This window comes from Peptoniphilus senegalensis JC140, assembly GCF_000321025.1.
GTDB classification, from domain to species: domain Bacteria; phylum Bacillota; class Clostridia; order Tissierellales; family Peptoniphilaceae; genus Peptoniphilus_A; species Peptoniphilus_A senegalensis.
Genome location: NZ_HE610717.1, coordinates 1 through 15438, shown reverse-complemented (window position 1 = coordinate 15438; position 15438 = coordinate 1). Strand labels below are relative to the sequence as shown.

Genomic DNA, 15438 nt, shown 5'->3' with positions numbered 1-15438 from the left:
TTCAATCAATCTCTTCTATAATCAGTTTATATTCTTCCCTATTATCAGAAAAGGCATAGGCATTTTTAATTCTATTAATTGCGCCCTCTACTTCATTTTCCTTTTCAGTATAAATTGTGGCAATTTTTTCGCCCTTTTCTACGAAGTCGCCAACTTTTTTGTGAAGGTAAATACCTGCACTTAAATCAAGTACATCGCCTTTCTTGTGTCTGCCAGCACCTAAATCTCTTGATGCAATTCCGATTTCAATTGCCTCAATTGATTTTACAAATCCTCTTTCTTCAGATGTAATTTCCTTTATTATTGTAGATTTTTTAAATTTATCAGTATCATCGATATAAGATGAATCTCCAGCTTGAAGCTCAACCATTTCTTTAAACTTTTCTATTGCAGCGCCGTCAGAAATTCTTTCTTCAAGAACTTTTATTGCCTCATCTTCAGATTTGGCAACTCCTTCCATAATCATTAGCTTAGAGCCAATTCTTAGTGCAATATCTTTTAGATGCCCAGATTTTTCCCCTTTTAAAATATTTATAGCTTCAATAACTTCTAAGCTGTTTCCTATAGCATCGCCAAGAGGTTCATTCATGCTTGTTATTATCGCTTTAGTGTTTCTGCCAAATTTTTTGCCAAGACTTACCATTAATTTTGAAAGTTCAATGGCTGATGGCACATCCTTCATAAAGGCGCCATTACCTACTTTTACATCTAAAACTAGGGCGTCAGTTCCAAGAGCAATTTTCTTTGAAAGAATTGAAGACGCAATTAAGCTTACATTGTCAACAGTTGCTGTTGCATCTCTTAGGGCATAGAGAAGTTTATCGGCAGGCACAATATTTTCTGTTTGACCAATCACTGCAATATTTGATTTTTTTAGAATTTCAACAAATTCTTTACCGCCAATATTTATATTAAACCCTGGAATAGATTCAAGCTTATCAAGCGTTCCTCCTGTGTGTCCAAGTCCCCTGCCACTCATCTTCGCAAATACAAGACCAACTGATGCAAGAAGTGGTCCAAGAACAAGAGTAACTGTATCTCCAACGCCACCAGTAGAGTGCTTATCAACCTTAGAACCAGGCACTTCAGATAAATCAACACGATCTCCTGAATCTATCATAGCCTTTGTGAGATAATAAGTTTCGTCTAAATTTAATTTATTAAAATAAACTGCCATCAAAAAAGCTGAAACTTGATAATCAGGAATTTCTCCCTTTACATAATTCTCTATAAAATATTTTATTTCTTCTTCACTTAAAACTTTATTTTCCTTTTTCTTTTGAATAATATCTAAAAAATTCATCAAATCTCCTCAATGATTTCATTTAAAAGTTCTTTAAATTTTCCAGCAACGACTTTTCCCACTTCAACAACCTCTGCATGGTCAAGTGGAGTTTCAAGTATTCCCGTACTCATATTAGTTATAGTTGAAATACCTAGAATTTTAAGTCCTCTGTGTCTTGCAACAATTGCTTCAGGAACTGTACTCATCCCTACTGCATCAGCTCCAAGTATCCTTGCCATTCTAACTTCTGCTGCTGTTTCATAGCTTGGTCCAGTGAAATACATATACACACCTTTTTTTATATTAATGCCAACTTTTTTCGCAGAATTTTCAGCAATTTCAACAAGTTCTGGAGTATAAAGGTCAGTCATATCAGGAAATCTTGGTCCAAGATCCTCATCATTGGGACCAATTAGTGGATTTTTGCCCATCAAATTAATATGGTCTGTTATAATCATTAAATCTGATGGATTAAAGCTTTCATTAACTCCACCAGCAGCATTAGTTAATATTAAAGTTTTAACACCTAAATCTGCAAGAACCTTTATAGGATAGACAACATCAGCCATTTCATAGCCTTCGTAAAAGTGAATTCTCCCCTTCATTAGGCAGACTTTTTTTGAATTTATCTTTCCAAAGATTAGTTTTCCATCGTGACCCTTTACTGTGGAAACTGGAAAATCTGGAATGTCCTTATAAGCTATTTCAACTTTATTCTCGATTGAATCTGCAAAATCGCCAAGTCCTGATCCTAGAACAATTCCAATTTCAGGCTCAAAATTTATTTTTTCTCTTATATATTTAATCGTCTTATCCATTTTTCCTCCTAAAAGTATTGTAATATAAAATACCTGCTACTGATTTTGAGTCAGTTATTTCCCCAAGGCTTATTAACTTTAAAGCTTCTTCAAATTTTATTTTTTCCACTGTAAGGTGTTCAAATTCGTCTAGGTTTTGTGCGCCTGCAATTAATCCTTCTGCATAAAAAATAAATATTTTTTCATTTGTAAAACCTGGAGATGAATAAGTTTCTAATAAATAATCAGATTTAACAGCATCATAACCTGTCTCTTCCTTTAACTCACGAAGAGCAGCTTTTTGTGGCTCTTCCCCAAAATCAACCATTCCCGCTGGTATTTCATAAATTTCTTTGTCAATTGCCTTTCTATATTGTCTTATCAAAATTATTTCGTCATCTTCTGTTATAGCAACAACACCAACAGCAGGCTGTCTTTCCACAATTTCTCTTTTTGTGTACTTTTGACCTTCCATCTCAACTGTATCAACTCTAAGCTGTAAGACCTTACCGTCAAAAATCTTCATGGATTTCATAGTTCTTTCTTCGTTATTTGAATTTGCCATTTAATCACCAATCATTTCCTTTGCAGTTTCTATTGCAACTTCACTTACATTCATTCCGCCAATTAGTCTTGCAACTTCTTCGACTCTCTCATCATAGTTTAATTTGTCAATTGTAGAAATTGTGCTATTGTTTACCACATCTTTTTTTATTGCAAAATGGGTGTCAGCTAAGGCAACAATTTGTGGCAAGTGAGAAATTACTATAACTTGTCTGTCTCCTGCAAGTTCTTTAATCTTGTTGCCAACAATTTGTGCTGTCTTTCCACTAATACCCGTATCAATTTCATCAAAAACAAGAGTAGGTATGTTGTCTTTTTCAGCAATAATGCTCTTAAATCCAAGCATAATTCTACTCATTTCGCCGCCAGATGCAACCTTTGCCATAGGCATCAAATCTTGACCCAAGTTTGGAGCAATTAAAAACTCAATTTTATCAAATCCATCATGGGATAGCTCTTTTTCTTTTATATCAATTTTAAATTTTGCATCTTTAATATTTAATTTGTTAATTTCTTCTTCGACTTCCTTTTCCAAAACTCTAGCTGTTTTCTTTCTGTTCTCACTAATTTCCTTTGCTAATTTTAAAGCCTCATCTTCTAAATTTTTTATTTTGTCTAAAAGTTTCTTTAAATTGTCTTCGAAGTTTTGTAAAAACAAAAGTCTATCTCTAGTCTCTTCATAAAAAGTATTTATCTTTTTGACATTGTTCCCGTATTTTAATTTTAAATTATTTACAAGGTCAATCCTATCTTTTAAAAATTGAAGTTTTTCTTCGTCAACTTCACTAGAATTAATAATTCTATCAAGTTTTTTTGCAATATCAGATAGCCTATATCTTATGTCCTCAAGTTCTTCTTCTGTTTCCTTTAAATTTTTGTTGTACTTAGTAACATCAACAATATTTCCAATTATTTTATCTAAAATATCTTCTGCAGAAGTACTTTCATATCCATCATTGATAAGAGACTTTGCTTGAGATAATTTTATTATAGTGTCTGTCATGTTATTTAGAGCATTAAAATCGTCATAAAGCTCTTCATCATCGTAATCAGATAAGCCTGCATCTTCAATTTCTTTTATTTGATATGCCAATAAATCCATTTCTCTGTCTTTATTTTTTTCAAGGAGAGATTTTTCTTTGTATTCATCTTTTAAAGAATTTATCTCTTGAACAAGTTCCTTTAATTTCAAAAGTAAATCCTTTTGAGCCTTTCCAGAGAAATCATCAATTAATTTAAGTTGATTTTTGTTGTCCATAAGTGAAATTGACTCATGCTGTGCAAAAATATCAATTAAATGAGTGGAAATTTTTGACAAAATTTGTGATGTTACTGTTCTGTTGTTAATCCTAGTTATTGTTGGCCCTTTATCTCGTATTTCCTTAGAAATTACAATTAAGTCCCCTGAATCAATTCCATATTGAGCTAAAAGCTCTTTAGTTTCGTCATCATAGGAAGAGAAAACTGCTTCAATAAAAGCTCTATCTTTTCCCTTTTTTATAATATCTTTATTCACTCTTTGACCAAGGACAAGACCAAGGGAATCTATTATAATTGACTTACCAGAACCAGTTTCTCCAGTTAAAACATTTAAACCAGTTTCAAACTCAATTTTCATATTTTCAATTATTGCAAAATTTTCGATATTTAACTCTAAAAGCATATTTCACCTAATCATTTAAACTTTCATAAGCCTTTTTTACAATTTCACTTGCATCAAATTTTTCAGTTCTCTCTTCACAATTTGACAAGTAAATTAAAAATTCAATGTTGCCGCTTGTCCCCTTTATAGGAGAATTTGTTATGGCAATAATATTTAACTCCAATTCTTTTGCAAGCTCTATTATTTTTTCGATAACTTCAATATGTACTTTTTTATCCCTTACAATTCCACCTTTTCCAATTTTGCCCTTACCAGCTTCAAATTGAGGCTTAATTAGAGCAACAATTTTGCCTTTTTCGCCACAAATTTCCTTGGCAACAGGAAGAACAAGTTCAAGAGAAATAAAGGATACGTCAATGGAGACAAAATCAACTTCTTCAGAAATTAAGTCGGTATCAAAATATCTTATATTAGTTCTCTCTAGTGACACAACACGCTCGTCCATCCTAAGCTTGTAGTCAAGCTGATTGTAACCAACATCAATGGCATAAACTTTTTTTGCTCCATGTTTTAACATGCAGTGAGTAAAACCACCTGTGGATGCACCTATATCCACGCAGACAGCATCACTTAAATCTATATCGTAGTCATCAATCATCTTTTCTAGCTTGTGACCACCCCTTGACACAAAAGTATCCTCCAAACCCTTGATATAAATTTTTACATCATCTTTTAATTGCATTCCTGGCTTTTCCACTCTTTCAGTACCAATAAAAACCTTGCCTTCCATTATTAATCTCTTGGCTTTTTCTCTTGAATCAATTAAACCCTTTTCAACTAATAAGACATCCGCACGTTTCTTCGCCATTACCTGCTCCTATTTATTAACTTTGCAACAAAACTTTTTAAGGAATTATCTTTTAGTTCAAGTCCTTCAAGGGCTTCATCGGAGGAGTTTGTCAGCTCAATAATTTCATTTTTGAGTTCCTCTTTTTCCTTAAAGAAGAGTATATTTATCTCGCCGCTGTCTGGATCCTTTTCTTCATCAAGTAGGTCATCTTCAAATTGGTAGGCAAGACCAATACATTCCCCAAACTTAGCAAGCTTTGTAAGATTGTCTGCTTCAACTCCTGCAATTATACCACCAACTACAACAGATGCCTTTATAAGAGCGCCTGTCTTTAACTTGTACATATTTTCGCAGATGTCTTCATTGTAGTCAGCTACATCAAAATCAATATCAATAGTTTGTCCACCAATCATTCCATTTACACCAGTTGCACTATAAATATGCTTCATAGCTCTAATTGCACGCTTTAGCTCATCTTTATCTTCAATTGTTTCAATGTGCCTTAGGAGAATTTCCATAGACATATTTAAAAGTCCATCCCCTGCCAAAGTTGCAATTCCCTCTGTATAAACCTTGTGATTAGTTGGCTTTTCTCTTCTAAAATCGTCGTTATCCATGGCTGGAAGATCGTCGTGAATTAGAGAATAAGTATGTATCATCTCAATCGCAGCAGCAAAGGGAAGAATTTTATCAAAGGAATCCTCTTCACTTGAAAACTCTCTATAAGCCAAAAGAGTTAGCATTGGTCTAATTCTCTTTCCACCAGAAAAAAGTGAGTATTTCATAGAATCAATTACTTTATGTTGTGGACTATCATCGTATTCAAGTAGTAAACTCAAATAATTATTAAATTTTTCTAGTAAATTATCTGTATCTGTCATTGTTTTTGTCCTCAATAAATTCAGAGTTTTCTTCTGCAATAGTTTTAATCTTGCCTTCGTATGCCTTTAGGGTATTGTTAAGATACTTGTAAAGCTCAATCCCTTCCTCATACTTTTTTATGGAATCTTCGAGACTAATGTCTTTAGACTCAAGTTCCTTTATAATTTTTTCAAGCTCTCTAAAAGAACTTTCGTAATCTTTTTGCATTTAATCCCTCATTTCCACATTTTGAACCTTTGATTTTACATTTCCATCCTTAAATTTAAGAGAAATTATCTCTCCAAGCCTTACATTTTTGACGGATTTTAACTCTAATCCATCTTCATTAAGTATTTCAACTTTATTAATCTTGTCGAAAGCTGAATTTAATCTTGCCTTTAAAAAATTTAGCCTATCCCTTTCATTTTTTATTCTCTCAGACAAATCATAATCTAAAATAAACTTCTCATAGGATTTGAACTTTTTAAATTCTTCATTAACCTTTGATTTGAAATAATAGTTTAAAAGTTTTTTATTAAAGTTCAGGTTTTCTCTACTTTTAATGACTTGGGAATTTAATTTTACAGAAATATTTTTAAGCCTATAGGAATAATTTTCGATTTCCTTAGACTTGTTTAACTTAAAATTCTGCAAGTAAAATTTTTTGTTTTGAAGCTCATAAGAATGGACTTGCAAGATTTTTTTCATAGAATTATTTAACAAGTTCTCCCTATAGAGAAGATCTCTTGTCATAGAATTAATCTTGTAGACTTGATTTTTTAGAGAAATATTCTTATATAGTGAAAGAAGTTTCAAATGATTATAATTTAGTCTTCTTTCCATTAAACTACTTAGTTCAGCTTTCTTTTTCGAAAGTAGTTCTACAATCTCATCTTCACTAATAGTGACAAGTTCAGCCGCATTAGTTGGCGTCGCTGCCCTTAAATCTGCCACAAAATCGCAAATAGTGTAGTCAACTTCGTGACCAACTGCAGAAATAATAGGAATTTTTGACGCAAAAATCTCTCTTGCAAGACTCTCGTCATTAAAGACAAATAAATCTTCAAAACTTCCTCCACCACGAGCAATAATTATTGTGTCAACTTTTTCTATTTCATTAAAATATTTTATTCCACTAATTAAACTTTCGCTGGCAGAGTCTCCTTGAACTAGACTTGGAAAGACATAAATGTCGCAAGTTTTATTTCTCTTCCTAAAAAGATTTATTACATCCTTAATGGCAGCTCCACTTGTTGAAGTGATAAGTCCAATAGAAGAAGGATATTTTTTAATTTTCTTCTTGTAAGAAGCTTCAAAAAGTCCCTCTTTAGATAGTTTCTCCTTTAAATCCAAGTATTTTTGGTAGAGATTTCCTCTTCCATCAAGCTCTATTTCACTAACATAAAGAAGTATTCTGCCACTTCTCTCATAATAAGTAACAGTTCCCTTTGCTAATACTTTAGCTCCGTCAAATAATTTTATATTCACATCATCCTGACTTGCCATTGCATCGATTCTAGCAAAACTATCCTTTAGAGAAAAATAAATATTTCCATTGTTGTGAATATTTAGATTTGTGACCTCGCCAGTGATATTAATATCTCTTAAAATGTAGTCCATTGAGATTAGCTTTTTGATGTAATTATTCAGTTCGCTTACATTAAAAGCTGCCTTTGCCAAATTAAAAACTCCTATAAATAGTTCCCAAAATTCCGTTTATAAATTTAGGAGCATCATCTGAACTATAGAGCCTTGCAATCTCCACAGCTTCATTGATAGAAACTTCTGGTGGAATGTCATCTTTAAATAAAAATTCATAGACAGCAATTCTTAAAATTTGCCTGTCCACCTTGGCAAGCCTAGCCATAGTCCAACCTTTTAAATTCTTTTCTATAGTTTCGTCAACAGTTTCAAGATTTTCCAAAATATCTGGCACAGTCCTATTGATATAATCAGACTCATCGCCTAAGAAGTGATTATTTTCCAAAAATAAATTTAAACTGTCAAGAGAAAAATCATTGTTTATATCCATAGAAAAGAGTGCCTGCATGGCACCTATTCTTGCTTTCTTTCTACTCATTTTACAATCGTCTTTTCAGAATTTTTGACAGCAATACCTGATATGTGAACATTCACTTCAACGACATCAAAATCTGTCATATTTTCAATAGCTTCCTTAACTTGTGCTTGCACCTTTTCAGAAAGCTCAACGATTTTAACTCCGTACTCAATAGTAATATATACATCTACAATAGTTTCTCTTTCGCCAATGTTGACTTTAACTCCCCTATTGAAATTTTTTGTATTTAAAATGTCAGTAACTTGAGACTTGAAGTTTGATCCAACTTTAACAACGCCATCAACACTTTCAGCTGCAACTGATGCAACTGTAGCGATAACATCTTCAGAAATTTTAACCTTTCCTTCTGCCTCATTACCATTAACAAGATATTTATTATCCACTATTACACCTCCAAATTAACTAAAATAATTATACCAAATACTTCTTATATTATCAATTTATTGCACTTTGCCGTACTTTTAAATATGAATTTTCTCTTGAGATTTTTGTGTAATCAAAGTTTTTTAGAAAATAAAAAGCCCGAGGGCTAATACTTAACGTCTACTAAGTATAGTCCACAGGCTGGTGCTGTTGGTCCGGCTGCCTTTCTCTTTTTCTTCTCCAAGGCGTCCTTCATGTATTCAATTTCTCTCTGTCCTCGTCCTATTTCAAGGGCCGTTCCCGTAACTATTCGTATCATGTTTTTTAAAAATGCCTTTGCCACAAAATCAAGATACAAAAAATCTCCATCTTCAATTACGTCTATCTTCTCAATTGTCCTTATTGAATCTTTTACTACAGCTCCCTTTCCCATAAAGGAATTGAAATCGTGCTCGCCTATTAAATATGAAAGAGCCTTTCTCATTCTATCTGGGTCAACTTCATAGGGATACTCGTAGGCTCTATTTAATAGAAGTGCATTTCTGTATCTTGACCTATGAACAACGTAGCGATATTTTTTTAACTTTGCATCGTATCTAGCGTGAAAATCATCTGGCACAAATTTCGCACCCACTACGGATACATCTTCTGGCAAATTAAAATTTATAACTTTAGGAAGATTTCCAATGTCAATTGTTGTGTCTGAATAAAAATTTGCGTACTGACCAAGGGCGTGAACTCCTCTGTCAGTTCTTCCTGCATAAAAAACTTTTACTTCTTCCTTTAAGGTTTTGGCAAGACCTTTATTTAGCTCGCCTTCCACAGTTCTCTTATCAGGTTGAATTTGAAATCCGTGAAAGTTTGTGCCATCGTAAGTTATTTTTATCAGTATATTCATAGTTTTGAAACCAAAATTATTGCTGCAAAAAATATTATATTAAGTGCAAAAATAATCACATCTTTCTTTACAATTTTTGAAGCGTTCATTTTTGTCCTGCCATCTCCACCTCTGTAACATCTTGCTTCCATGGCTGTTGCAAGTTCTTCTGCCCTTCTAAAGGAATTTATAAATAGTGGGACAAGTAGTGGCACCAAATTTTTTGCACGCTTTACTATATTTCCAGATTCAAAATCTGCTCCTCTTGCCATTTGTGCCTTCATAATTTTGTCTGTTTCCTCAATTAGAGTTGGTATAAACCTAAGAGCAATTGTCATCATCATGGCGATTTCGTGACTTGGCACACCAATTTTTCTAAAGGGTCTAAGAAGAGACTCTATCCCATCTGTCAGTTCAATTGGCGAAGTTGTATAAGTGAGTAAAGACGTGCCAAGAACTAATAAGATAAGTCTTATTCCCATAAATACTGCAAGGTCAATTCCTGCTTGAGAAATTTTTAAAATTCCCAAAGTGTATTTAGCTTCGCCTGGCGTGAAAAATAAATTTATTATAAAGGTAACGAGTATTATCCATTTAAGTGGTTTAAGTCCACGAAGAACTAATCCCATAGGTAGTTTTGCAACATAGATAATAAGTAGCAAATAAATTACCACTGGCAAATACATAAATACTGAAGAAATGAAAAAAAGTGATGCAATGAAAAGTATCATGGTTATCATCTTTAGCTTTGGGTCGTATTTATGAACTAGGGTTTCTCCAGGAAAGTATTGTCCAATTGTTATATCTTTAAACATGAGAAACACCTCTCAAATATTTTATCAAGGACTCCTTGGCTTCTTCAACTGTAATAGAATCTTCATTGATGTCTAAGCCTTTTTTCTTTAAAGCTCTCATAAGTGATGTGATTTGTGGTATGCCAAGTCCAACTGAAAGTAGTTTGTCCTCATTTCTAAAAATTTCTCTTGGGTTTGAATCTAAAAAAACTTTTCCCTTGTCCATTACAATTATTCTCTCAGCAATTTTTGCCACATCTTCCATGGAGTGAGAAACTAATATTACAGTAATTTTCCTTTTTTCATGAATACTTTTTATTTCACTTAATATTTCGTCACGGCCTCTTGGGTCAAGTCCTGCCGTTGGCTCGTCTAAGATTAGAACTTTTGGTTCCATGGCAAGAACGCCTGCTATGGCTACTCTTCTCTTTAATCCTCCAGAAAGTTCAAAGGGCGACTTATCCTTATAAGTCTCGTAATCAAGTCCAACTGAATCCATAGATGATTTAACTCTTTTAAGAACTTCTTCTTCAGATAAATCTAAATTTCTTGGTCCAAAGGCTATATCTCTTTCTATTGTCTCTTCAAAAAGTTGATACTCTGGATATTGAAATACAAGTCCAATTTTTTTTCTCAGTTCAGTTAAGTTTGAAGTGGATTTATCAACTTTTGTTCCGTCCAAAATTATTTCTCCACTGCTTGGCTTTAAAAGTCCATTCAAGTGTTGAATAAAAGTTGATTTGCCAGAGCCTGTGTGACCAATGAGACCGATAAATTCATTTTCTTCAATTTTTAAATTTATATCATCTATTGCCATCTTCTCAAAGGGAAGACCTTCACTGTAAATATGTGTTAAGTTGTTTATCTCTATAAGTGACATATTTCTTTCACCATTTCTTCAATATTTAAAACTTCTGTAGAAATATCAATTCCATCTTTTTTTAGCTCATGTGCCAGCTCAGTAACTTGTGGAACATCTAGTCCCAACTTTTTTATCTCTTCAACATGAGAAAATACCTCTCTCGGTTTTCCACTAAGCACAATATTTCCATCTTCCATAACTACAACTCTGTCGCTAATTGCAGCTTCCTCCATGTAGTGAGTAATTAGGATAATGGTTTTATTTTCTTCTCTATTTAATTTAACCAGTGTATCAATTACTTCTCGTCTTCCACTTGGGTCAAGCATGGCAGTAGGCTCGTCTAAAATTATATATTTTGGACTCATTGCAAGTATCCCAGCTATGGCAACTCTTTGCTTTTGTCCACCAGATAAAAGATGGGGAGCATTCTTTTTGTAATCAGTCATTCCCACATCTTCTAGTGCCTTATCAACTCTTCTTCTTATTTCACTTGGCTCAAGACCAAGATTTTCTGGACCAAAGGCAACTTCATCTTCTACTATTGTGGCAACTAATTGATTGTCAGGATTTTGAAAAACCATTCCCGCCGTTCTCCTAATATCCCAAATCTCTTCTTCATTTTTTGTGTTCATACCGTCAACAAGAACATCCCCTTGGCCAGGAATTAAAAGTCCATTTATTAACTTGGCGAGAGTTGACTTCCCGGATCCATTGTGTCCCAAAAGAGCTACAAACTCGCCTTCATTTATTTCTAAATCTATATCTTTTAAAATTTGTATCGCATTTTCGTCTTCATAATCATATTTAAAAGACAAATTTTTTATGCTAATCATTACATCACCTTTATGTTAACTTATTATAAGTGATAACTTAACAAAAATCTACCTTATTTTACTGACACATGAGGATTATCCTCTATGTAATATCTTAAAGGAAGATTTGCATCCTCTCCTGCATAATCTATTCCAATTCTTTTCGCAGTAATTATATTTTTAACTTCTTCTCCATCTTCTATAAATAAATAATCTTTTGAAAGAATTTTCCCATTTAAACTTCTATCAATACTAAGAGCCATAGCTAGTTTTCCTGGTCCATTAGTTAGATTTTTCTTTTGATAAGTAGATAAATTTTTAAAATTTTTTCCGAATCTATTTATAGCCATTCCATCTATATTTTCAATAGGTTCCACTGCACGAATGAGAACTGCTTCTGGTTCATTTTCACTCTTTGTAACAATATTTAATAGATTGTACATCCCATAGATTAAATAGACATAAATATGTCCGCCTTCTCTATATAAAATCTCATTTCTCTTTGTAATATTTCCACCATAAGAGTGGCAAGCCCTATCATTAGGACCGAGATAAGCTTCAGTTTCAACTATTTTTGCACAGAAAAAATTACCAGAAACATTTCTGATAATTTTCTTTCCCAATAAATTTTTAGCAACTTCTATAGTATCTCTCTTAAAAAAATCATGCTCTAGTATTTTTCCAGTCATTATACTTTTCCAATTCCTTGTCTAATTTTTTTACAATAAAAGTAAGGACAGATAGGTCATCTAAAAAGCCAAAAAATAATAAAAAATCTGGAACAATGTCAGCTGGATTTAGTAAATACAAAAATCCTGCCACAATTAAGAGAATGTCAATTTTTTTAACATCTCTATAATTTCCCTTTGAATAATCAATCACTAATCCAAAGGCAAGCCTTAGCTCACGAGAAATCTTCTTAAACATATCCATTTTATTTGTCTTTGACATGGACTCTTCAATAACGCTATTTAACCTATTTTTATTCTTAAAGACTTGATTAGCATAAGGCATCATTCTTAGAATTTTATAATAATTCAAAAAACTCCCCCTTCTTGGATTCTATATTTCCTTTACCCAAAAAGTAAATCAAACATTCATCCAAGATGAGTCCTTAGGATTATCTCTGAAAGTTTTTAATTTTAAAATTTCACTTTCTTTAATATAATTCATTTCATGAGCAACTTCTATAAGTTCGTCAAAATTTGTAAGAGATGCGTGTTCAAATCCTGAAGCCTTGAAGTTTTCTTCTGCTGCCTTCATATTATATGTGAAGATAGAGACAATACCAAGAACTTCATAGCCTTCATCAACTAATGCTTTTGCAGCCTCAATTGATGAACCACCTGTAGAAAATAAGTCTTCTATTACAACAACCTTAGCACCAGAAATTTTTGCCCCTTCAATTTTATTTTGTTTCCCATGATCTTTATTAGATGATCTCACAAACCCCATAGGAAGATTCATTTTATCAGCAATAATAGCTGCGTGTGGAATTCCTGCAGTTGCAGTTCCCATAATATATTCTACATCAGAAAATTTTTCTTTAATGAGATTGACTAGACCCTTTTCTACTTCTGACCTATCTTCTGGATAAGATAGTGTAAGTCTGTTGTCACAATAAATAGGAGACTTTATTCCAGATGCCCAAGTGTAAGGATTTTCTGGTGAAAGTGTAACAGCCTTTAATTTTAATAAAATTTTCGCAATTTTTCTCATTATTTTCCTCCTAAAAAGTCTCTTTTTATTTCTCTATATTCCTTTAATGGGTCTTCAGCCTTAGTTATTGGTCTTCCAACAACTATATAATCAGAGCCAAGTTCTCTTGCCTCACTTGGAGTTACGACTCTCTTTTGGTCGTCAGTGCCCTTAACTTTTCTAATACCGGGAGTAACTGTAATAAAGTCATTTCCTAAATTTTCTTTAATCTTTGGCACTTCAAGTGCAGAGCAAACTATGCCAGATAATTTTGCATCTTTAGCAAGATTTGCATAATCAAGCACAACATCATCAAGAGATTTTCTCTCGTCAATTTTTAGTTCATCGTGCATAACATCTTCGTCAGTAGAAGTAAGCATGGTTACACCAAGAGTAATCATCTCTGGCTTTTCATTATTAACAATTTCGCTTGCCTCCATTAGCATTTTTTTGCCGCCAGCTATGTGGTAGTTTATCATATCTACATCAAGCGAAATAAGAGAATTTGTCGCACCCTTGCAAGTATTTGGAATGTCATGAATTTTTAAGTCCAAAAATATTTTGTGTCCAAGTTTTTTTATCTCATTAATAATCCTTGGTCCTTCCTTATAAAAAAGTTCCATCCCAACTTTTACATAAACATTTTCATCTTTAAAATTTTTTAAAAAATCAAGAGCCACATCGCCACTTGGAAAATCAAGAGCAATAATTACATCCTTTGCCATTTTAACCTCAGCTTTCTGCAGTCGCCTTATCTTGCAAATAGGCGTTAATAAACGTATCTAAATCTCCATCCATGACCTTTTCAACATCGCCAACATCAACGTTAGTCCTGTGGTCTTTGACCATAGTATAAGGTTGGAAAACATAAGACCTAATTTGGGAGCCCCATGCAATTTGAGAATAGTTACCTTGAAGATCTTCGATTTTTTCCTTCTTTTCTTCTTCAGCAAGAGCAATAAGTTTTGCCTTTAACATATTCATTGCCTTTTCTCTGTTTTGAATTTGACTTCTTTCATTTTGACATTGAACAACAATACCAGTAGGAATGTGAGTAATTCTAACAGCAGAGTCAGTAGTGTTTACGTGTTGACCTCCTGCTCCAGAAGATCTATAAGTATCCACTTTCAACTCTTCTTCCTTTATTTCAACGTCAGTTTCGTCATCAAGTTCTGGAAAGACATCTACAGATGAGAAAGAAGTGTGTCTTCTCTTGTTGGAGTCGAAAGGAGAAATTCTTACAAGCCTGTGGACCCCTTTCTCCCCTTTCATATAACCATAAGCATTATCTCCAGAAATTTTAAGAGTAACCGATTTTATTCCAGCCTCATCTTCCTTTAAAAGGTCAAGAGTTTCCACCTTAAACCCTTTGTTTTCAGCATATCTTGTGTACATTCTAAGGAGCATACTAGCCCAATCTTGTGCTTCTGTACCACCAGCACCAGCGTGAATGGAAAGAATAGCATTATGTGAATCATACTCGCCATTTAAAAGTGTATTTAACTTAAACTCAGCCGTTTTATTTTCAATCTCATCAACAAGAGTTTGAAAATCAGAATAAGAAGAATAATCTTCCTCGATTTCCATGAGAGTAATGAGGTCCTCTGCATCAGTGATTAATTCACTTAATTCATCGTACTGATCTATCTTTCTTTGATAGGAATTTGTTTCATTTATAACTTTTTGGGCAGCTTCATTGTCATCCCAAAAACCTGGTTCCATTTGTTTTTTATTTAATTCAACAACTTTATCTTTAAGAGAATCAATCTCAAGAGACTCCCCCAAAACCTTAGTAGTATTTTTGGAATTTTCCAGACGCTCTTTATCTAAATAGACATTTTGCTCCATAAAAATCCTCCTTTAATTTGCTTATTTTAGTATAACACAGTTGTCCCCAACTCACTAATATTTTGTGTACACAAAAGTAATTTATTTAAAATATTTTTTAATAAATGTTTTATTAAAAGTAATTTCTAAAAATCCGCATAAAAA

The 15438-nt window shown here is 33.1% G+C and carries 19 protein-coding genes; all 19 read right to left on the bottom strand.

Features of this window, described 5'->3' with window-relative positions; genetic code table 11:
• Position 1 precedes the first annotated feature (1 nt).
• The gene (locus PTSHG_RS00250) at positions 2-1303 is read right to left on the bottom strand and encodes a thymidine phosphorylase (protein ID WP_019106919.1); all 1302 of its coding nucleotides are present in this window, start codon (positions 1301-1303) and stop codon (positions 2-4) included.
• Positions 1303-2103, bottom strand: a complete 801-nt coding sequence (locus tag PTSHG_RS00245) for a purine-nucleoside phosphorylase (RefSeq protein ID WP_019106918.1) — start codon at positions 2101-2103, stop codon at positions 1303-1305. The genes PTSHG_RS00250 and PTSHG_RS00245 overlap by 1 nt, the downstream gene beginning before the upstream one ends.
• Positions 2096-2647: an NUDIX hydrolase gene (locus PTSHG_RS00240; protein ID WP_019106917.1), complete on the bottom strand. Its 552-nt coding sequence runs from the start codon at positions 2645-2647 to the stop codon at positions 2096-2098. Before PTSHG_RS00240 ends, PTSHG_RS00245 begins: the two co-directional genes overlap by 8 nt.
• Positions 2648-4309 (bottom strand): DNA repair protein RecN, encoded by a 1662-nt coding sequence (gene recN, locus PTSHG_RS00235; protein ID WP_019106916.1) that lies wholly within the window; start codon positions 4307-4309, stop codon positions 2648-2650.
• A 7-nt stretch (positions 4310-4316) separates the two neighbouring features.
• Complete coding sequence (locus PTSHG_RS00230; protein WP_019106915.1) at positions 4317-5117, bottom strand: TlyA family RNA methyltransferase; 801 nt, start codon at positions 5115-5117, stop codon at positions 4317-4319.
• Entirely contained in the window at positions 5117-5980 is an 864-nt protein-coding gene (locus tag PTSHG_RS00225; RefSeq protein ID WP_019106914.1) for a polyprenyl synthetase family protein, read from the bottom strand. Before PTSHG_RS00225 ends, PTSHG_RS00230 begins: the two co-directional genes overlap by 1 nt.
• Positions 5964-6188, bottom strand: coding sequence for an exodeoxyribonuclease VII small subunit (gene xseB, locus PTSHG_RS00220; RefSeq protein WP_019106913.1), 225 nt, complete (start codon positions 6186-6188; stop codon positions 5964-5966). Before xseB ends, PTSHG_RS00225 begins: the two co-directional genes overlap by 17 nt.
• Entirely contained in the window at positions 6189-7640 is a 1452-nt protein-coding gene (gene xseA, locus PTSHG_RS00215) for an exodeoxyribonuclease VII large subunit (RefSeq protein WP_019106912.1), read from the bottom strand.
• A gap of 1 nt (position 7641) precedes the next feature.
• On the bottom strand, positions 7642-8040 hold the full coding sequence (gene nusB, locus PTSHG_RS00210) for a transcription antitermination factor NusB (RefSeq protein ID WP_019106911.1): 399 nt from the start codon (positions 8038-8040) through the stop codon (positions 7642-7644).
• Complete coding sequence (locus PTSHG_RS00205) at positions 8037-8423, bottom strand: Asp23/Gls24 family envelope stress response protein (RefSeq protein WP_019106910.1); 387 nt, start codon at positions 8421-8423, stop codon at positions 8037-8039. Before PTSHG_RS00205 ends, nusB begins: the two co-directional genes overlap by 4 nt.
• A 146-nt stretch (positions 8424-8569) precedes the next feature.
• Complete coding sequence (gene truA, locus PTSHG_RS00200; RefSeq protein ID WP_019106909.1) at positions 8570-9301, bottom strand: tRNA pseudouridine(38-40) synthase TruA; 732 nt, start codon at positions 9299-9301, stop codon at positions 8570-8572.
• Positions 9298-10095: an energy-coupling factor transporter transmembrane component T family protein gene (locus tag PTSHG_RS00195; protein ID WP_019106908.1), complete on the bottom strand. Its 798-nt coding sequence runs from the start codon at positions 10093-10095 to the stop codon at positions 9298-9300. The genes truA and PTSHG_RS00195 overlap by 4 nt, the downstream gene beginning before the upstream one ends.
• The gene (locus tag PTSHG_RS00190; RefSeq protein ID WP_019106907.1) at positions 10088-10954 is read right to left on the bottom strand and encodes an energy-coupling factor transporter ATPase; all 867 of its coding nucleotides are present in this window, start codon (positions 10952-10954) and stop codon (positions 10088-10090) included. The genes PTSHG_RS00195 and PTSHG_RS00190 overlap by 8 nt, the downstream gene beginning before the upstream one ends.
• Positions 10942-11769, bottom strand: a complete 828-nt coding sequence (locus PTSHG_RS00185) for an energy-coupling factor transporter ATPase (RefSeq protein ID WP_019106906.1) — start codon at positions 11767-11769, stop codon at positions 10942-10944. The genes PTSHG_RS00190 and PTSHG_RS00185 overlap by 13 nt, the downstream gene beginning before the upstream one ends.
• Before the next feature lie 53 nt (positions 11770-11822).
• Positions 11823-12437, bottom strand: coding sequence for a DNA-3-methyladenine glycosylase (locus PTSHG_RS00180; RefSeq protein WP_019106905.1), 615 nt, complete (start codon positions 12435-12437; stop codon positions 11823-11825).
• A complete protein-coding gene (locus PTSHG_RS00175; RefSeq protein ID WP_019106904.1) occupies positions 12412-12789 on the bottom strand; it encodes a YkvA family protein in 378 nt (125 codons plus the stop codon). Before PTSHG_RS00175 ends, PTSHG_RS00180 begins: the two co-directional genes overlap by 26 nt.
• Positions 12790-12837: 48 nt before the next feature.
• Positions 12838-13467: an orotate phosphoribosyltransferase gene (pyrE, locus tag PTSHG_RS00170; protein WP_019106903.1), complete on the bottom strand. Its 630-nt coding sequence runs from the start codon at positions 13465-13467 to the stop codon at positions 12838-12840.
• The gene (gene pyrF, locus PTSHG_RS00165) at positions 13467-14171 is read right to left on the bottom strand and encodes an orotidine-5'-phosphate decarboxylase (RefSeq protein ID WP_019106902.1); all 705 of its coding nucleotides are present in this window, start codon (positions 14169-14171) and stop codon (positions 13467-13469) included. Before pyrF ends, pyrE begins: the two co-directional genes overlap by 1 nt.
• Positions 14172-14178: 7 nt before the next feature.
• The gene (gene prfB, locus PTSHG_RS00160) at positions 14179-15294 is read right to left on the bottom strand and encodes a peptide chain release factor 2 (protein WP_019106901.1); all 1116 of its coding nucleotides are present in this window, start codon (positions 15292-15294) and stop codon (positions 14179-14181) included.
• Positions 15295-15438: the final 144 nt, after the last annotated feature.